The organism is Hyphomonas sp. (assembly GCF_018402285.1).
GTDB lineage: Bacteria > Pseudomonadota > Alphaproteobacteria > Caulobacterales > Hyphomonadaceae > Hyphomonas.
In genome coordinates this window covers 397,766-415,915 of sequence record NZ_JAGYJH010000003.1, presented here as the reverse complement: position 1 = coordinate 415,915, position 18,150 = coordinate 397,766, and the positions used below count along the sequence as shown (strand labels likewise).

General features: G+C 60.2%; 20 protein-coding genes and 1 tRNA gene. 11 read left to right on the top strand and 10 right to left on the bottom strand.

The features are described from left to right. Window positions 1-27 precede the first annotated feature (27 nt). The 3 genes from KG722_RS04570 to KG722_RS04560 all read right to left on the bottom strand — a co-directional run bounded on the left by KG722_RS04570 (window position 28) and on the right by KG722_RS04560 (window position 1,227). Entirely contained in the window at window positions 28-267 is a 240-nt protein-coding gene (locus tag KG722_RS04570) for a DUF1150 family protein (protein ID WP_213269989.1), read from the bottom strand. 311 nt (window positions 268-578) lie between these two features. Beyond that, window positions 579-654: transfer RNA gene (locus KG722_RS04565), tRNA-Ala, on the bottom strand. A 54-nt stretch (window positions 655-708) separates the two neighbouring features. Continuing rightward, window positions 709-1,227, bottom strand: coding sequence for a TIGR02300 family protein (locus tag KG722_RS04560; protein WP_213269986.1), 519 nt, complete (start codon window positions 1,225-1,227; stop codon window positions 709-711). Between the two features lie 128 nt (window positions 1,228-1,355). On the opposite strand from KG722_RS04560, the gene aroA reads away from it, so the two are divergent. The 6 genes from aroA to mscL all read left to right on the top strand — a co-directional run bounded on the left by aroA (window position 1,356) and on the right by mscL (window position 7,560). Beyond that, complete coding sequence (gene aroA, locus KG722_RS04555) at window positions 1,356-2,675, top strand: 3-phosphoshikimate 1-carboxyvinyltransferase (protein ID WP_213269983.1); 1,320 nt, start codon at window positions 1,356-1,358, stop codon at window positions 2,673-2,675. Between the two features lie 53 nt (window positions 2,676-2,728). Continuing rightward, entirely contained in the window at window positions 2,729-3,820 is a 1,092-nt protein-coding gene (locus tag KG722_RS04550) for an NADH:flavin oxidoreductase (protein WP_213269980.1), read from the top strand. Window positions 3,821-3,864: 44 nt separating this feature from the next. Further along, entirely contained in the window at window positions 3,865-4,503 is a 639-nt protein-coding gene (gene cmk / locus KG722_RS04545; protein ID WP_213269977.1) for a (d)CMP kinase, read from the top strand. A gap of 141 nt (window positions 4,504-4,644) precedes the next feature. Continuing rightward, window positions 4,645-6,624, top strand: coding sequence for a 30S ribosomal protein S1 (gene rpsA / locus KG722_RS04540; protein WP_213269963.1), 1,980 nt, complete (start codon window positions 4,645-4,647; stop codon window positions 6,622-6,624). 115 nt (window positions 6,625-6,739) lie between these two features. Beyond that, window positions 6,740-7,039: an integration host factor subunit beta gene (locus KG722_RS04535; protein ID WP_213269961.1), complete on the top strand. Its 300-nt coding sequence runs from the start codon at window positions 6,740-6,742 to the stop codon at window positions 7,037-7,039. A 107-nt stretch (window positions 7,040-7,146) separates the two neighbouring features. Next, window positions 7,147-7,560 (top strand): large conductance mechanosensitive channel protein MscL, encoded by a 414-nt coding sequence (gene mscL, locus KG722_RS04530; protein WP_213269958.1) that lies wholly within the window; start codon window positions 7,147-7,149, stop codon window positions 7,558-7,560. Window positions 7,561-7,700: 140 nt separating this feature from the next. On the opposite strand, the gene KG722_RS15395 is transcribed toward mscL, so the two are convergent. The 5 genes from KG722_RS15395 to KG722_RS15390 form a co-directional block, all read right to left on the bottom strand. Beyond that, window positions 7,701-8,264 (bottom strand): HAD-IA family hydrolase, encoded by a 564-nt coding sequence (locus KG722_RS15395; RefSeq protein WP_366910218.1) that lies wholly within the window; start codon window positions 8,262-8,264, stop codon window positions 7,701-7,703. Between the two features lie 71 nt (window positions 8,265-8,335). Beyond that, the gene (locus KG722_RS04515) at window positions 8,336-9,061 is read right to left on the bottom strand and encodes a DUF3299 domain-containing protein (protein WP_213269950.1); all 726 of its coding nucleotides are present in this window, start codon (window positions 9,059-9,061) and stop codon (window positions 8,336-8,338) included. Window positions 9,062-9,109: 48 nt separating this feature from the next. Beyond that, a complete protein-coding gene (locus tag KG722_RS04510) occupies window positions 9,110-10,378 on the bottom strand; it encodes an ABC transporter permease (RefSeq protein WP_213269937.1) in 1,269 nt (422 codons plus the stop codon). Then, window positions 10,375-11,070, bottom strand: a complete 696-nt coding sequence (locus tag KG722_RS04505; RefSeq protein WP_213269935.1) for an ABC transporter ATP-binding protein — start codon at window positions 11,068-11,070, stop codon at window positions 10,375-10,377. The genes KG722_RS04510 and KG722_RS04505 overlap by 4 nt, the downstream gene beginning before the upstream one ends. A gap of 7 nt (window positions 11,071-11,077) precedes the next feature. Beyond that, window positions 11,078-11,734 carry a DUF2796 domain-containing protein gene (locus KG722_RS15390; RefSeq protein ID WP_213269923.1) on the bottom strand — a complete coding sequence of 219 codons (657 nt, stop codon included), beginning with the start codon at window positions 11,732-11,734 and terminating at the stop codon, window positions 11,078-11,080. A 191-nt stretch (window positions 11,735-11,925) separates the two neighbouring features. Between KG722_RS15390 and KG722_RS04495 the strand changes: the two genes are divergently transcribed. Further along, complete coding sequence (locus tag KG722_RS04495) at window positions 11,926-12,744, top strand: ZIP family metal transporter (RefSeq protein ID WP_213269920.1); 819 nt, start codon at window positions 11,926-11,928, stop codon at window positions 12,742-12,744. 93 nt (window positions 12,745-12,837) lie between these two features. Further along, window positions 12,838-13,662 carry a hypothetical protein gene (locus KG722_RS04490; protein WP_213269917.1) on the top strand — a complete coding sequence of 275 codons (825 nt, stop codon included), beginning with the start codon at window positions 12,838-12,840 and terminating at the stop codon, window positions 13,660-13,662. On the opposite strand, the gene phaZ is transcribed toward KG722_RS04490, so the two are convergent. Both phaZ and KG722_RS04480 read right to left on the bottom strand, forming a co-directional pair. Further along, window positions 13,659-14,954, bottom strand: coding sequence for a polyhydroxyalkanoate depolymerase (gene phaZ, locus KG722_RS04485; RefSeq protein WP_213269914.1), 1,296 nt, complete (start codon window positions 14,952-14,954; stop codon window positions 13,659-13,661). The two genes, KG722_RS04490 and phaZ, sit on opposite strands and share 4 nt — an antisense overlap. A 594-nt stretch (window positions 14,955-15,548) precedes the next feature. After that, window positions 15,549-15,971 (bottom strand): hypothetical protein, encoded by a 423-nt coding sequence (locus KG722_RS04480; RefSeq protein WP_213269911.1) that lies wholly within the window; start codon window positions 15,969-15,971, stop codon window positions 15,549-15,551. A gap of 154 nt (window positions 15,972-16,125) precedes the next feature. Here KG722_RS04480 and KG722_RS04475 point away from each other — a divergent pair, with 154 nt between their 5' ends. From KG722_RS04475 to KG722_RS14990, 3 genes are all read left to right on the top strand, one after another. After that, complete coding sequence (locus tag KG722_RS04475) at window positions 16,126-17,004, top strand: CHAD domain-containing protein (RefSeq protein ID WP_213269908.1); 879 nt, start codon at window positions 16,126-16,128, stop codon at window positions 17,002-17,004. 85 nt (window positions 17,005-17,089) lie between these two features. Then, a complete protein-coding gene (locus KG722_RS14995; RefSeq protein ID WP_366910043.1) occupies window positions 17,090-17,671 on the top strand; it encodes a phytase in 582 nt (193 codons plus the stop codon). Between the two features lie 7 nt (window positions 17,672-17,678). Beyond that, window positions 17,679-18,149 (top strand): phytase, encoded by a 471-nt coding sequence (locus KG722_RS14990; RefSeq protein ID WP_366910042.1) that lies wholly within the window; start codon window positions 17,679-17,681, stop codon window positions 18,147-18,149. The last annotated feature ends 1 nt before the right edge of the window (window position 18,150 follow it).

The window sequence follows — 18,150 nt, the reverse complement described above, 5'->3', positions numbered from 1 at the left end:
CCTGTCCGCGCCCGGCCTGAACCTGCCTCAGTGGACGCTGAGTGGCTGGAGATCGTTGGCGTGGCAGGCCGCAAAGGCCGCGTCGCGCCCCTCCACAATCGCGAGGCGCTGGCCGTCAGCGGAGAACACCATGAAGAGGTCTTCAGGGTCATCGACGTCTGCAAGCGCATCAGGCGGAAGAAGCCCGCTTACCTCGCCGACATCCATGTGGCGGATATAGACGAGAGCTTCTTTCTCAAACAGGTCTGTCTTGATTTCGGTCGTCATCAGTCCACTCCTTTCCGCGCCCCACCTGGGGCAGCTGGCAGAGGGCTCGCTGGCCACCTTGCCATGCAGGAAAGGTGGGCCTGCATTGTGGCCGGTTCAAGCACCATGATGCGGCATCATAGCGGCAAGGGTTTAACGGGCGTTACCCGGCCACGGATTGCCCGAAATGTGCCCAGCCTGACCGCAAAACGGTCAGGATTGTCCCGAAATGGCCGGAAATGGCACCTCCTTGGGGGGGTCTGGTCAGCAAAAAGCCGCCCTTGCGGGACGGCCTCTGTGTTCACTTTTCAGTGTATCTGGAAAGAGGGTCCTGGTGGAGCCAAGGGGAGTCGAACCCCTGACCTCTTGCATGCCATGCAAGCGCTCTCCCAACTGAGCTATGGCCCCGGACCGGGAAGCGGATGCACTAAACGAGCGCTGATCCGCTTTCAAGTCCCTATTTCACCGATCGTCTTCTTCATCATCCGCGATTTCGAGGTCGTCGTCGCCGTCCTCGTCTTCGTCGATTTCGAACTCGTCCTCATCATCATCCGCGATGATGATATCGTCCTCGTCATCTTCGTCGACGCCGTCTTCAGAGAAACCGGAAGGCACCTTGCCCTCTTCTTCGTCTTCATCCGCACCTTCCAGAACGATATCGTCTTCTTCGCCGCCAAGTTCCTTGGCGTCTTCTTCATCTTCCTCGACTTCATCGTCGGCTTCGACGACGTCGTCTTCGTCGTCATCCCGGATGACGGCGTCTTCCTCTTCCTCGTTGTCTTCTTCGTCCTCGTCAGCTGCCTTTACAGCCGCTCGGGCCGCTTTCGCCTTCACCTTGGTGATGGTCGTGCGGATTACTTCATCTTCAGGATCGAACTCGTTGCCACACTTCGGGCAGACGGCCGGGCGTTTGTTCAGATCGTAAAACCGAGACTCGCAGGAGGGACAGACCTGCTTGGTTCCGAGCTTGTCCTTGGACATGGGGCTTGCGCGCTCCTCTTGGGGCAAAAAGCCGATTGGAAGTTGGCGGCGCGCTTGCCATGAACGCCCCGCGCTGTCAAAGCCCCAATTGTCATCTGCAACCTGCCTTTCCGACGAGACCTTCCCCAATGGTATGGACCAGCCACCCGGTCAAACGCCTCGCCGGCGCCATTCGCGCGCCCGGAGACAAATCCTGCAGCCACCGCGCCCTGATCTTTGGCGGCCTCGCTGATGGCGAAAGCCGCTTTACCGGGCTGCTTGAAGGCGACGACGTGTTGCGCACCGGCCAGGCCATGCAGGCAATGGGCGCGATGGTCACGCGCACCGGCCACGGGGCCTGGGAAGTGACCGGTGTTGGCAGCAAGGGCCTAGCTTCGCCCAAGGGCGTGCTGGACTTTGGAAATTCCGGCACCGGTTCACGCCTGTTGATGGGCGTAATGGCCGGACATGACCTCACTGCATCCCTGACGGGTGATGCTTCGCTCTGCTCGCGCCCGATGAACCGGGTTCTGAACCCGCTGCGCCAGATGGGACTGAAGGATACTGCCGGGCAGGATGGCAAGCTGCCGTTCACGCTCACCGGATCGAAAACCCTCAAGGCAATCCGCTATGCCCCGCCCCAGGCAAGCGCGCAGGTGAAATCTGCCGTTTTGCTTGCCGGTCTAAATGCCGAGGGCGAAACGGTCGTGGTTGAGGCAAAGGCCACCCGCGACCATACCGAGCGCATGCTGCAAGGCTTCGGCGCCACCTTGTCCTTCAAGATGGAACCGAGCGGCGCGCATGAGATCGCGCTGAAGGGCGGCCAGCGCCTGCAGGGTCTCGACGCAGAGATTCCGGGCGACCCATCCTCCGCTGCCTTCCTAATTGCCGCGGGGCTTCTCTCGCCGCAGGGCGACGTGACGGTGGAAGGGGTCATGTCCAACCCCACCCGTTCCGGTTTCTATGATGTGGCCGACATGATGGGCGCCGGTCTTGGCGCCGAAGAGCGCGGCGAAGCGGCCGGCGAGCGCCTGATCGACCTGCATGCCGGCTATGCGGGGCTGAAGGGCATTGCCGTGCCCGAGCGGCTTGTCGCCTCGATGATCGACGAGTTCCCGATTCTCGCCGTGCTGGCGGCGTTTGCGACCGGTGAGACCCAGGTAACGGGCGCCGAGGAGCTGCGCGTCAAGGAAAGCGACCGGATCGGCGCAGTTGTCGCCATGCTGCGTGTCAACGGCGTGGGGGTCGAAGAGACCGAGGACGGCTTCACTGTGCAGGGCTGCGCCGGCCTGGTGCCGGGCGGCGGACTCGTCGAAACTCGCCACGACCACCGCATCGCCATGAGCGCGCTGGTCATGGGCACCTCCGCGCAGAAGCCTGTCAGCGTCGACGACGTGAGCATGATCGACACAAGCTATCCCGAGTTCATGGGGCATATGGCAACGCTGGGCGCGGACATCCGAAGCTGACCCTGCCGCAGGGGCAAAATTGACGAACCGGATTTCCGCGCCACACTCGCAGGATGACAACGCTGTTTGATCCCCTGCCCTTCACCCGCGGCCCGGCCATGAAGAACCGGTTCATGCTCGCCCCGCTCACCAACATGCAGAGCCGTGCCGATGGCACGCTCAGCGATGACGAGTTTCACTGGCTGGTGAAACGCGCCGAGGGCGGCTTTGGCCTGACGATGACCTGCGCCGCGCATGTGCAGGCAGACGGCCAGGGCTTTCCCGGCCAGCTTGGCGTCTTCGATGACAAACACCTGCCCGGCCTCTTCCGCCTCGCCAAGGAGCTGAACGCCAACGACACCCATTCGGTCGTGCAGCTTCATCATGCCGGCATGCGCACACCCAAGGAGCTGATCGGCGGACGCGCGCCGCTCTGCCCCTCGGCCGACGCAGAAACCGGCGCCCGGGCCATGACGCTGGATGAAATCAAGCAGGTTGCCGATGATTTCATCGCCGGCGCCCGTCGCAGCGAACAGGCTGGTTTTCATGGCGTCGAACTGCACGGCGCACACGGCTACCTGCTTTGCCAGTTCATCAGCGCCGACATCAACAAGCGCGAAGATGAGTATGGCGGCGACTATGAAGGCCGCACGAAACTGCTACGCGACATCATCGCGGGCGTGCGGGCGACATGCGGGAAAGACTTCTCCCTCGGCGTGCGCCTTTCGCCAGAGCGTTTCGGCATGGACATCGGCGAAATCCGGCGCCTTGCCAGCGAGCTCATGACCGGGGGCGAGATCGACTATCTCGACATGTCGCTGTGGGACACGTTCAAGGAACCGGAAGACCCGAGCTTCAAGGGCCGTTCGCTGGTTGACTGGTTCACTGGCCTGCCACGCGGCAATTGCCGCCTAGGCGCAGCAGGCAAACTGACCACGGGCGAAAGCTGCCTGCGGGCCATGGAAGCCGGACTCGATTATGTGGTGATCGGACGCGGCGCGATCCTGCATCACGACTTTCCGAAAAAGATCGAGGCAAACCCTTGTTTCGAGCCCATCGCCCTGCCTGTCCCCGAAGCCCATCTGGTAGCCGAAGGGCTAGGGCCGATCTTCGTCAATTACATGAAGACCTGGAAGGGCTTTGTGGCGGAAGAGGCCACGGCCTGAGCCATACTTGACTTGAAGCCGGGGGTGGATCACTCCCCGGCTTCATGATCATAGCAATCGACGGCACCACAGCTTCCGGCAAGGGCACCATCGCGCGGCGCCTGGCTGCGCATTACGGCCTGCCCCATATGGACACAGGACGGCTTTACAGGGCCGTCGCCGTCGCGGCCCGGAAACAGGACGTCCCGCTGGACGACGCCGGGCCGCTGTCAGACATTGCCCGGATGCTGGACCTCACCGATTTCATTGAGCACGAGCTGAGATCGGCCGAGGCCGGTAAAGCCGCCAGCGTCGTTGCGGCGATCCCTTCGGTGCGTCAGGCACTGTTTGAGCTACAGCGGGCCTTTGCCACACGTGAAGGCGGCGCCCTGCTGGACGGGCGCGACATCGGCACTGTCATTGCCCCGGATGCCGACGTGAAGCTCTGGGTGGACGCCGACGTAAGCCAGAGGGGCGAGCGCCGGTGGAGGGAACTCATTGGCAACGGCGAGACAGTGACCCTTGATCAGGTGATCAACCAGTTGAAGATCCGGGACGCCCGCGATCAGGGGCGCGCCGATGCCCCTGCCGCCATGGCGGATGATGCCATCTTGATCGATACGACTGATCTCACTATAGACGCGGCTGTGGAAAGGGCGATGGCTGCCGTAGAGGCCGCACTCGCCAAGGGAACGACCGCCTGAGGGGCGCCCGTAAGGGTTCGCTTCAATCCAAACAGACGGTGCCCGCTTCAGATATTGAAAGACCACGCGACGGGTCGGATGTGCGCAGGGGGCAATGGTGCCAGCCTGCCACTGAACCATTTGGCCCTCTCCGGAGACCCCATGACCAACGAAATGAACCCCTCCTCCGCCGACTTCGCCTCGATGTTCGAGACGTCGGCAGCCGCTTCTGCCATGCAGGAAGGCCAGGTTATCCCGGCCACTGTCCTGCGCATCGACAACGACGCTGTCGTCGTTGACATCGGCCTCAAAACCGAAGGCCGCATCCCCACCAAAGAATTCATGCTTGAAGACAAGCAGCCCGCCCCCGGCGACCTGATCGACGTTTACCTCGACCGGATCGAGAACGCGCTCGGCGAAGCCGTCTTGTCGCGCGACAAGGCCCGCCGCGAAGAGCGCTGGGTCAAGCTGGAGCGCAGCTTCTCCAAAGGCGAGCCAGTCAAGGGCGCCATCTCCGGCCGCGTCAAAGGTGGCTTCACCGTCGACCTCGGCGGCGTCAACGCCTTCCTTCCCGGCAGCCAGGTCGATATCCGCCCAGTGCGCGATGTCGGTCCGCTCATGGGCGAAGTCCAGCCGTTCGCTGTCCTCAAGCTCGACCGTGTTCGCGGCAACATCGTTGTCTCGCGCCGCGCGATCCTGGAAGAGAGCCGCGCCGAACAGCGCGCCGAGATCGTCTCCGACATGGCTGAAGGCGACGTCCGCAAAGGTATCGTCAAGAACATCACCGATTACGGTGCGTTCGTTGACCTCGGCGGCATTGATGGCCTGCTGCACGTCACCGACATGTCCTACAAGCGCATCAACCACCCCTCCCAGGTGGTTGAAGTGGGCCAGGAAGTCGAAGTCCAGATCATCAAGATCAACCCTGAAACCCAGCGTATCTCGCTCGGCATGAAGCAGCTCGGCACCGATCCGTGGGACAATATCTCGTCCCGCTACCCGGTCGGCGGCCGCCTCAAGGGCACCGTCACCAACATCACCGACTACGGCGCCTTCGTGGAGCTGGAAGATGGTGTCGAAGGCCTGATCCACGTCTCCGAAATGAGCTGGACCAAGAAGAACGTCCATCCCGGCAAGATCCTCTCGACCTCCCAGGAAGTCGATGTGGAAGTGCTGGACGTCGACAGCGAGAAGCGCCGCATATCGCTCGGCCTCAAGCAGACCATGGACAATCCATGGAGCGCCTTCCTCGCTGAAAACCCTGTCGGTACCGAAATCGAAGGCGAAGTCCGCGGGATCACCGAGTTCGGACTCTTCATCGGCCTCGGCCCGGACCTCGACGGCATGGTGCACATCAACGACATCGCCTGGGACAAATCCGGCGACCAGGCGATCGAAGCCTTCACCAAGGGCGACCGTGTCAAAGCGAAGGTCCTCGATGTCGACGTCGACAAAGAGCGCATCTCGCTTGGCATCAAGCAGCTTTCGGGTGATCCGATCGAATCGGCCGTCAGCAGCAGCAGCGGTGGTGAGTCCGCTGGCGGTGGCGGCCTCAAGCGCGGCGCAACCGTGACCTGCACCGTGACGGAAATCACCTCCGGCGGTATCGAAGTCGAATTCGGCACCCCGGCTGTGAAATCCTTCATCCGCCGCTCCGACCTCTCGCGTGACCGGGCAGACCAGCGCCCCGAGCGCTTTGCTGTCGGTGACAAGGTCGACGCCAAGATCATCACGGTGGACCGCGCAACACGCCGCGTTTCGCTTTCGATCAAGGCTCTGGAGATCGCCGAAGAAGCCGAAGCCGTGGCACAGTACGGTTCGGCAGACGCCGGCGCCTCTCTGGGCGACATCTTGGGCGCAGCCCTGGCTTCGTCGAAAGGCAAGCCAAAAGCTGATGCCGATGCAGGCTCTCTCGACGACCGTGGCCGCCTGGCAGCGCCGCAGGGCGATGCAGACGACCTCAAGAAGCTGAAGGGTCTCGGCCCGGCGTTCGAGAAAAAGCTCAATGAAGCAGGCGTCTACCATTTCTGGCAGGTCGCTGCGCTCTCCGATGAGCAGATCGCTGACCTCGAAGAGGAACTGGCTATCCAGGGCCGTTTCGAGCGCGATGGCTGGAAAGAACAGGCTGATTCCCTGGCCTGATGGTCACATGAATTGGGGCCGGGCAGCCTAAAAGCTGGCCGGCAACCTAAATTTCCCGAAATGTTTGCGGCGAGGGCCTAGCGCTCTCGCCGCAAATGCGTTTATTATCAATGCGATGCTGAAGTCCCAACTCATAGAGAAACTCGCGGCTGAGAACGCGCACCTTCGTCACGAAGACGTTGAAAAGGTCATTAACGTCATCCTTGGCGAGATCGGCGATGCCCTAGCCCGGGGAGACCGGGTGGAGTTGCGCGGCTTCGGAGCCTTTTCTGTTCGCAAGCGCGACGCCCGCAAAGGGCGCAATCCGCGGACAGGTGAACCCGTCAAGGTTCCCGCCAAGGCAGTCCCCTTCTTCAAGGCAGGCAAGGAATTGCGCGCGCGCGTAAATGGCGGAAGCGATCCCGAGGCTAGATAAGTCTCTCAACGCTTCACGCGACCCATGCTGCAGCTTGACGCGGTGATCAAACAAAGCGAACTATAATCGGACATCTGAAGGCGTCTCGCCAACAGGAAGGGGCAATAATGCTTAAAGAATTCAAAGAATTCGCGCTTAAGGGAAACCTTGTCGATCTTGCGGTCGGCTTCATCCTCGGCGGCGCTTTCGGTACAATCGTAACATCCCTGGTCAACGACATCATGATGCCGCCGCTGGGCATGCTCATGGGTGGGGTCGACTTTGCAGACCTATTCATCTCGTTGAACGGGACGGAATATGTATCACTCGTGGCAGCGACCGAAGCCGGCGCCCCGGTGATTGCCTATGGCAAGTTCATCAATGCCGTGATCTCTTTCATCATCATGGCGCTCGCCCTGTTCTTTGTGATCAAGGGCATGAACACACTCAAAAAGAAGGAAGAAGCTGCTCCGCCGCCGGCCCCGCCGCGCCAGGAAGTGCTTCTGGAAGAAATCCGCAACCTTCTGGCCAAAAGCCAGTAGGATCCGCCTGCGGCATTAGGTTCGCAAAGTATTAAGCAGTCCGCTGCTACTTTGTGGACAGTAGAGTACCGCGTAGAGTGCGGAAGGGCGGCCTGTCGGGCCGCCCTTCTTGCTTTTATCGCTCTCATTGGATCAAGGGACTACTCTTGAAGGCCCAGAGCCTGCTCCAGCAGGTCGTGAGCGCCTTTCTGGAAGTGAAAGGCCTGCCAACCCCGGCTCCTGGCGGACAGCACGTTTTCTTCCAGATCATCAACAAGAAGCAGGGCCTCTGGCGCGACATCAAGCTGTGCCTCGATGTGGGCGAAGTAGGCCGTATCCGGTTTTGCAATGCCAATCCGGCCCGCGGCGAAGATACGCTCCACCCGATCTGAGAAACTCATCGCGTCCTCAATGAAGGCCCCGCGATGGGCTTCATTGTTCGTCGCCATCAAATGACGCAGGCCCCGCGCCTTCAAAGGCTCAAAGTATGCCAGAGTTCTCTCATCCGGAAGCGCATCCCGCGTAAACCAGTAGTCGAGGATTTCGCTTACACGGCCTGCAGCGTCATTCGCCTCGGCCCAGTGTGTAACGAGCTCCACAAGGCATGCCTGCCCAACCATGGCTTTCTGGAAACGTCCGCCAAAGAGATAGCTGGAGAACGATTTCAGCGAGAGGCCAATATCCTGTTCGAACTGGCGGGACCAGGCAAAGACGCCATCCTGGATATTGCGGTTCAGGACGCCATCGAAATCCCAGGCGATGACCTGAACGGCGTCCAGCTTCAGGTTGTCCTGCCTCAGTAGGTGTATTCTTCGATTCCCGTCAGGGTGATCGTGTAGGCAGCGTCAGCCAGCTCGCTCTCCTGTGTCTGTGTGTGGATCGTGCCTTCGATCCAGACAGCCTGGGCAAGGTCCTGCATCTTGATCGGCTTGTCAGACATGACGAACACAGTCTGGTTGGGCGGCGGCGGCGGCGCGTGGATACAGGCGCCGAAGTAAGGCACCAGCAGGAATTCCTTGATCTGGGCGTCTGCGCCATATTCGAAAGGTACGGTATAACCGGGTATCCGGATCTTCTTGCCGTTGAGCTCCTTCACCGTGTTGAAGGTGCCAATCTGGACAGCCATGTCTGCCGCAGAACCTTCAGCCACGCCTGCGCCGGAATAGAGCATTGCCATCTGGGCCTGATACATCTGGGCTAGGCGTTCTTCCTCGCCTTCAGGCATCAGGTCTTCCCAACCGATCCGCTCAACCCCGCGCGCAGCCAGTTCTGCGTCCTTGCGGGCTTGGTCTTCTGCGCGCTTCTTGGCCGCTTCGGCGCGGGCCGCAGCGCGCTCCGCCGCGCTCTGTCCAATCTTGTCACCAACTTTGGGGCCATCTGCCTTGGTTTCAGCGGCTGCCTCCTTTGCCGGCTTGGCCGGAGCGGCCTCAGCCGTACCGGATGTAGAGGCGCCGCCACAGGCAGCGGCCAAAGCAAAAGCGAAACTTGCGAGGGCAAAACCCGGGAGAGATGTCGTTTTCATGCACTCTGTTTAAAACGGGCGTGCGCCCAGTTCCAGAGCACAATGCTGTTACATTCGGACGCTCAGGCCATCCGCCAGCGAGCGACGCATGGCCGCGAGTGCCGGAACAGCCCCGATCAACAGCGATGCCAGTGTCACAGCACCCAGCACGTAGAGGTCCAGCAGACCCGGCCCTCCCCCACCGAATGCCACGCCGTAACGCGCCTGAAGCGCCGGAGCGACCAGCGCAAACAGACCATGAACGATGACAATCCCGATGACCGCGCCCATGAAACCGATCAGGCCGGACTCCAGGACAAGCAGGGAAAAGATATGACCGGGCCGCGCGCCGGTTGCCCGCAGGATGGACATTTCCCGCCGCCGCTCATTCAGGCTCGTCAGTATCGATGTCAGAATTGAAACAAGACCGACCGCAATCACGAAGCCGGAAACCGCCAATAGCGCGCGCTCGGCAATCGAAGTAACGCCCCAAAGCTCGCGCAGCGCCTCACCGGGAATGATCGCCATGAGCGGTTCGCCCCGATTGGTGTTGATCTGCCGGCGCGTCGTCAGGATTGTTCCCTTGCGTTCCAGACCAACGAATATGGCAGTCACCGTTTTCGGCGTCAGATCGAATGACCGGATCACCTCGGTCGGAATGGAATCGGCAAGGGGGTTCTTGGCACCCGTCTCCCAGCCGACATGAATTGCGGTGATCGCCTCCAGCGACACATGCACCGTGCGATCCACGGGCGTGCCGGTCGGTTTCAGGATACCCGATACACGGAAAGGGCGGTTCTCATGGCCCGAGCCGAGATCTGCCGCGCCAAGGCCGTGGGTCAGCACAAGCTGAGAATCCAGCGCATAGCCAAGATCCCGTGCGACATCGGCGCCAATGACGGCATCGAACAGATCATCGAAAACCAAGCCCTCGGAAAGCGCGAGCGGCTGCCCGCCGCCGTATTTGTAATGATCGAAATAATCCACCGTTGTGCCCATGACCCGGAAGCCGCGATGGCTGTCACCCAAGGCAATCGGGACCGCCCAGGCCACATCCGGGCGTTCCAGAATCTGACGATAAGTCGGCCAGGATACTTCCGCCGTTGCCGAGCCCATGCGGAAGACGGAATAGAGCAGCAGATTGACGGTGCCTGTTGGCGCGCCAACGATAAGGTCTGTACCGGAAATCGTATTCTCAAAGCCTTCGCGTGCGCCGCTCCTTGCCTTTTCCACGCCCAGGAAAAGCGCCACCGACAGGGCAACAGCCACGATGGTCAGAATTACAGAGCCTTTCCGGTTAAGCAGGCTCGCCCAGGCGAGTGAAAACAAGGCGGTCATGCCGGCGCTCCGGCCTTGTTCATAGCCATGAGATCGACCGCGCGGGTGAATAGGCCGGCGAGAGACGCGTCATGGCTGACGAAAAGGAGGCTGGCTCCGGAGCGTTCAACTTCTTCGGAAAGGAGATTGATGAACCGGTCGCGCGCATCTGCGTCAAGAGCGGAGGTTGGTTCGTCCGCAATCACCAGGCTGGGGCTGCCGATGAGGGCCCGGGCGGCGGCAACGCGCTGCTGCTGTCCGACGGAAAGGTCCGAAACACGCCGATCCAGCAGGCTTTCATCCTGCAGGCCAAGGCGGGCGAGCAACCGGCGAGCCTCCGCCTGCGGATCAGTACCAGCCGCCTTCCGCCGTGCAGGGGAGAAACGGAGCGGCAAGAGGACGTTCCCGGTCACGGAAAGATAGGGGACCAGATTGAACATCTGGAAGATGACGCCCATCCGGTCCGCCCGTAGCCGGTCCCGCTTTGCGGCAGCAAGCGCGCCCATATCCTGCCCCATGACGGAGATGCGTCCAGCTTGCGGCTCAAGCACGCCTGCGATCAGGCCAAGAAGGGTCGACTTGCCAGATCCCGACGGACCCCGCAGGAACACCCGCTCTCCAGCCCCGACACGGAAAGTTTCAATGTCGAGCACTTGCGGGCCGCTCTTCCAGGCAAAGCGCAGCCCTTCGATATCGATCACATGATCAGCCATAGCATTCTTATTTCAGGGAAAGTTCCGGAGAGGAAGGCGTCAGCTCTGCGGCTTTCTGGACTGTATCCCCAACAAAGACAGCGTTGATTGTTTCAAATCCCGGGAAGGTCCCAAATCCGGTAAAACGGGCGGCCGTCACGGCGTTCGGGTTCTCGCAAACCCAAGAAAACTCAACCTGCCCATCAGTGTGACCACTTGAGGTATCAACTTCGCCGACCGGTGCTTCAGCCGAACAGTTTCCCCCGGAAAGTTCGATAAGGGAGGGCAGCGCTGAGATGACGTCCTGAGTGAACACGCCATCGGCTTCTGAGAGGCCAAAATTGGCCAGGGGTGAGATCATCTCTGCCGTCAGCCTGCCGTTCTCGACGACAAAAGCCAGGTCAGCGATGCCGTGAACATGCGCTGTGCCGCCCGCATGTTCGTGCACTTCGTCATAATCATGCTCATGCCCTTCACCGTCTTCATGCGCATGTACTTCACTTTCTGATCCCCCGTCGGCCTGATCTGCCGGAGCGCTTCCATCCGCTGCAGCAGAAGGAACCACTTCTTGAGGCTCAACCCCTGCATCACTTGCCGGCGCCGAAGCGCCCGGGCCGCAGGAGGCAACAATGCCTAGCATTGCACCGGCAAGCAGAAAGCGGGAGGAGCGAAGAAAATCAGTCACGATGGGTCTCCTGATATTTGGCAACTGGTCCGTGCATTAAGCGCAACAACTGAGGTGACCGTAAAAATCTCTGGCAAGCCGCAGAGTGAAACATTATAACACATTTCGCAAGGTGCCTGCGCGCACGTCGTGCAGCCCTCAAACCACCCCCTGCCCCGATCCAGGCGCAGCAAACCGGACACTGGCCCCGAATGCCCCTTTCTCTTCAGGCGCCGATCCTGTTCGGGCTTCTTGCAGCCCTTGTGACGTCGTTCGGCTTGATCGCAGTAGCGGTACGCAGCGAATGGACCGCGCGTCAGTCCGGTCTGTTTTCGCTGGCGGCAGGCGGAATGCTGATCTCGCTGACACTGCTGCATATTGCGCCCGAAGCACTCCAGATGAATGCCCGCGCGCCGTTCTTCATGCTTTGCGGCTTCCTCGGCGGACTGATGCTGACATCAGGGATCAACATTGCTTTTCCCGAAAAATCGGGTGGCCGGGCCCTGGCGCTGACACCGTTATTGGCGGTGGGTCTTCATTCTTTCCTGGACGGGGTCATTTATTCCGTCACCTTCGCAGCAAGCTTTGAAGCTGGCGTCTACGCATCGACCTCGCTGATCATGCATGAGTTTGCCGAAGGCGTGATCGCTTTTGCCATACTTTCCCGGCACGGTTTCCGGGTCCGGGAAGCCTTGATCTGGGCCTTCCTCGCGGCCGGCGCCACGACGCCGTTGGGCGCGCTGGTGAGCGGCGTTTTCCTGACAGGCCTTGGACCAGGCGTTGTAGCGGCTCTCTACGCCTTGTCGGCGGGGCTTCTGATCTACGTCGCCACGGGCCCGTTGATGCAGCCCCTGAAAGAGGAACCACCCCTTCGCGGTCTCGCCGCCCTTGGTGCCGGTGTCCTGATTGCCTTTCTGCTGCTGCTCTTGCCGATCCATGGCCATATTCATGGCGCCGCAGGTGAGCACGAGCACGAGCACGAGCATATTCATGTCCTGAAAGATCCGTCCGGCATTCACCCACCAGACTGAGGGAACCGGCACAGGGCTTGCACCGTTTCAACCTAAACAGCCGCTCCGGTGTGGACGTCGGCTTGTATGGTGAACCGGATGACACTCCTCAGGATGACGAGACTTGTTCTTGCCGCGCTGATCGCGCCGATGACCGCGATGGCAGATCAGGGTTGCGGCCTCGGAGAGGTTGCCCGCTTCCAGACAGCCGTGGCGCAACCCGCTGAAGAAGCCACCCCCGCCTACATGCAGCGAACTGCCGAAACTTTCATTTCTCACTGCCCGGAGCGATTTGAAACCCGAGAGGCCCACCTGATTGCCGCGCGCGGCGCAATGGATGCAGGCCGCCCATCTGAAGCGGTGGGTCATTTCGAAGGCGCCGTATCGCGCGGCGCCTGGCTCTCACCTGTGCAGCGTCTTGATCAATCCGTCGCTTTGATGGCAGCGGGTGATCCTCGCGAAGCCATAGAAGTCCGCAATCTTGCCGTTGGAGCATGGATGGAGAAGCTGGCAGCGGAGGGCCGGGCGAACTTTGACATCCGGAAATCCCGGGGCGGGGTGATTGTGGCAGTCCGCTTTCTTCAGCAAGACGGCGGCGCCACTGTCAATGCCTTATGGCTGGCCGTTCCTGATGGGCCGGGGATGCCGGCTGCAGCGGTGCTTCGGCCGGACCAGATGCGCGCTTCACTGCGGGCCTTGCGAACAGGGCGTGAAACAGCAGCGCTGACAATCCTTGAGCAACGCACCTGCCGGAGCGCAAAAATCCTGCGCGAAACGGCGCAGCCTGCTGCGATAGAAAGCTTCGACAGGGCCGCGAGCGAAGCAATGCGCGACTACCTCAGGAAGCCCGAAGGGCTGACCCGAACAGCGCCGGGCGAACCTCTCGCCAGCTGCCTAACCCCGGAACTGATGTTCCACATCCCGGAGCAAGGCCACTAGGACACCCTCTCTCCGGAAAGCGCCGCCTCTTCCTTGTCCCGGCTGGTAAACCGGCGCGTGAACTGCGTAACGCGGGGCGCAATCTCTGTCTCAAAGCGTGAGCCGTTGAACACGCCATAATGGCCGACACCCGGCTGAATGTAATCCGTACGCATATCTTCCGGAATGTTTGTACAGATATCATGGGCAGCCTGTGTCTGGCCGATCCCGGAAATGTCGTCCTTCTCACCCTCAACTGTCATCAACGCCACATTCCGGATAGCGCCTGGCTTTACCAACCGCTCGCCGCGATAGCTGTAGATGCCGCGGGAAAGATGGTGCTCCTGGAAGACGCGCTGGATCGTCTGCAGGTAAAATTCTTCCGTCAGATCAAGTACGGAAAGGTACTCATCATAAAACTCCCGGTGGCGGCCCGCATTGTCGCCGTCCCCGCCGACCAGATGATTAAAGAACTTCCAGTGCGCATCAACATGGCGCTCCCAGTTCATATTCATGAATGATGAAAGCTGCACAAAACCGGGATAAACACGCCGCAGCATACCCGGATAAGGGCCGGGCACGGTGTAAATCATGTTCTGCTCGAACCATTCAAACGGCCGCTCTTCAGCAAGCTTGTTCGGGATGGTCGGCGATCGGCGGGCATCGATAGGTGAACCCATGAAGGTCATTGTCGCGGGAAGCGCCGGGTCCTGATCTTCCGCCATCATGGAAATGGCCGCCAGTACGGGCGGCCCGGGCTGGCAGACTGCAAGAACATGCGCCCCGCCCCCGAGACGGGTCAGAATCTTGCGAATGTGGTCGATATAGTCGTCGAGGTCGAACCGGCCGAGCCACACCGGCGCCATGCGCGCATCCGTCCAGTCAGTTATGTAGACGTCATGGGTTTCGAGAAAGCCCTCGACGGTGCCTCGCAGGAGCGTCGCGTAATGTCCAGACAGCGGCGCTACGATCAACATACGCGGCAGAGGGGCCGCGCCTTTGCGGCGCGCTTGTGCCAACCGGTCTGCGTCCTTCTTGAAGTGAACAAGTCCGCACCACGGCGACCGCCAGGCAACCTGTGGCTCTACTGGGACATCAATACTGTTGATCCGAACCGAATTTATGCGCCATTCCGGCTTGCCATAGTAGCGCGTTGCGCTCTCGAACACATCAGCCATCGCGGCAAGCGACTTGCCGTAGCTGGTTTGACCCATCGGATTGAAAGGTGAATTCAGCGCCGCCAAACCAGCGCGCGCGGCGAGCCGCATCGGCGCCATCGCAACCCGGTTCAATTCGACAAGGGAATAGAGCATCTTCTTTTCATACCCTTTTTGCTGCAGTGCAGCGTACGCCTCAAAAAACGCTCCGGCAATTGTTTTCGCCAGCCGGAATATGCCGTTGGGGAAAGCTCACGGTTAACTGAAAGTCTTGAAAAACCCTGAAACTTCCGTGCCCGGACCCGCACCGGGTTAACATCCGGCAGGTAACTATTCGCCAATCAGGTGAGTTCTTCTAGGAGCCAGGCCAATGTTTCTCAGCTGCCAGCCAAATCCACATGATGCCGGGCGTATGACGCGCGCCCTCGTATTCGAGAATACGCCGGGGACGCGCTTTGCAATCGATGCAGAAACGCTTCACCGTAATCCGGAACTACTCAAACCTTTCGGGCGCTGGTTACACATCCGCCTTAGGGTTCTGGATGCAATGGCATACCTAGCCTGCCTGACTGGGGTCATCACAGCGCTTGTCGTGGGTTGGTGGATGGCCGGTCTTGGGCTGGTAATCTGCGTTATGATGCTTGCTGCGAACCGGAAAACTGCCGGCCGGCTTGCCCGATCGGCCGCCCAGAGATCGTCTGAGAGCTTCCGAAAGCTTCACGAAATGGGCTGTCTCTGGCTCGTTATGGCCTAGAGGCCAAACAATCCCAGTACTGCAGCGGCTACGGCGGCCATAGTGAACATGAGCGACAGCATGACAGAGCTGCCCCGCTGCTCCTTTCGGCGAGTGCGCACGCCTTGAGGGTTCTTCCCTTCCTTTGGCGCAAGCATCAGACGGGTTGAAAAGAAGCCGAAAGCAGAAATCAGGGCAATCGTGCCAGACACCCAGCTGGTCGCCAAGAGGAAGAGCGCGCCGGAAACCAGCATCAAGCCGGCAATTGGTGAAGCTGTACGGTAAAGAAGCTCCCTGACATGGGAATCGGCTCTTGCGCCCGTCAGCTTGTCGAAGCTGCAATTTGGAGACGCGATGGATGCGACCCAGGAGGCTCCGATCGCCATGGCGCAGGTGATAAGGGCGATGCCGTTGAAGAGGGCCTGGAAACTTTCGATCATTGCCTCTTATCGCCGGATTCGCGGCGAAGACATGTACCTATTTCGCCAGTTTCCTGTAGCTGCGCACTCGCCCTTAAAGCGATCGGATTGGCGGCTTGGCAACAGATGTGGGAGTTTGCGCCGCCGGATATGAAAGAGGAGCGGGTTCGACGACATGACGTACAGACTTAAGCCGGGCAACGAAACGGTTGAGGCTGACATCCGGCGGATCGCTGCAGAGGAATTCGGACGCATCGCGTCAATCCTGGCTCAAGCCGATCTTCCAGTTCCCAGACAGGTCCACGAGGTCCGCAAGTCGGCGAAGCGACTCCGCTCGCTGTTGCGCCTGATTACACCCGTCTTTGAAGGCGCCGCTGCAGAGAACAACCTTCTCCGGGACGCTGCACGAAGCCTCTCCGAGGCGCGAGACTCAGGCGCGATCCTTGACAGTCTGACGCGATTGAAACTTCCGGCAGAAGCTTTCCTCGCCATTGAAGGTGTCCTCAAACCGGACTTTGCCAACACCGCAGATGCGAAGGCACACACCAAACTTCTCAAAGCGTTCGGGCGCGATATGCGGTCGGCAGCAAAAAGAGCCGCGCACTGGAGAATTTCAGCAGAGGGGTTTGACGCCATCAGGCCAGGGCTGAAGCGGAGTTACAAGCGGCTGCGCGGGGATTTCGCTGCAGCCATCGAAACCGGCGAAGAAGAGGCAACTCATAACTGGCGCAAGAGTGCCAAGACCCATTGGCACCAGACCCTTTTGCTCAACCGAATTTGCCCGGATGCCCTGGATGCTCATGCCAGGATGGCAAGCCGGCTTTCCGAAAGCCTGGGTGACTGGCGCGATTGCGGCCTTTTGTTGGAGGCCCTGGAGGCAACTCCGGCAGATCTTATCGACAAGGATGTGCTTAAACTGGCCCGCCGGTCGGCCCTGCGCCATCAGAAACGGTTGCTTATGAAAGCGCAGCGCTTTTCCGGCCTGCTGACGGCCGAGAAGCCTGGAGCGCTTACGGCAAGATGGGCCGCTTATTGGGATACGACAGTTTCCTGAGCACTGGGCCGTCGCGATTTTGTCATGCAGAAGAGACAAAGTGGGATCTATTGCTCAAACCTCCCGGATTTACAGGAGCTTCCCCGTGCCCTTCTTCCGGAACGCATTCGTATCTACCTTTGCCTTATCTGCTGCCGCGTGCGTGTCCGCGCCGCCTCCGGTGATTGACGGCCAGAAATTTGTCATGGCGAGCGTGGAAACCGCCCCTGCAGGCGCTCAGGGAGATGCAGCCGACGATCCTGCGCTCTGGCTTCATCCGTCAGACCCTGGCAAGACCCTTGTTCTGGGCACCAACAAACAAGTCGGACTTGTCGTCTTTGCGCTGGACGGATCGGAAGTTCAAAACCTCCCGATCGGCCTCATCAACAACATAGATGTTCGTCAGTTGGCGGATCGTCCATTTGATGTCGCCGTTGCAAGCAATGATCAGGTCAACGCGATTTCTGTATTTCTGATTGATCGCGTATCAGGCCTGGTCAGTCATGGCGGAGATGTTCCAACAGGTACAGTCGAGCCTTACGGCATCTGTCAGGCACGCGAGGATGGCCGCGACCTCGCGGGCGTCACCTACAAGAATGGAACGCTGCAGATCTGGGATCTGACCGTAGAGCATTCCGGCATTTCCGGCGAACTCCTGAAAACCATCAAACTGGAAAGCTCAACTTGAAGGGTGCGTGTTTGATGAAACAAACAGTATAATGTTCGTCGGCGAGGAAAACCGAGGCCTCTGGACAGTCGCTTACCAGGAAAATGCGCCGGTTCCAGCCCTTGTCGATACTGTCGGCGGACCCACCGGACTGGTCGCGGACGTAGAAGGCGTTTCGATCTGGAAAGGCGCAGAGGGGCAAGGCTGGGTCGTTGCGTCCGCCCAATCGGAGGATCGTTTTGTTGTATACGATCGCCAGGCACCCCACGCCCCCCGCGGCAGTTTCTCGATCGCTGCCAACGAACCACTCGGCATCGATGAAGTCACCCATACGGATGGCCTCGATGTTTTCTCCGGCGTCCTGCCCGGATTTCCAAGAGGTGTCCTGATTGTACAGGATGATGGCAATCCCCGCTCCGGACAGGACCAGAACTTCAAGATTGTGAACTGGGCTGATGTCGAAGCGGCGTTGGGCCTGCCCGCCCTGAAAGCCGAGTAAT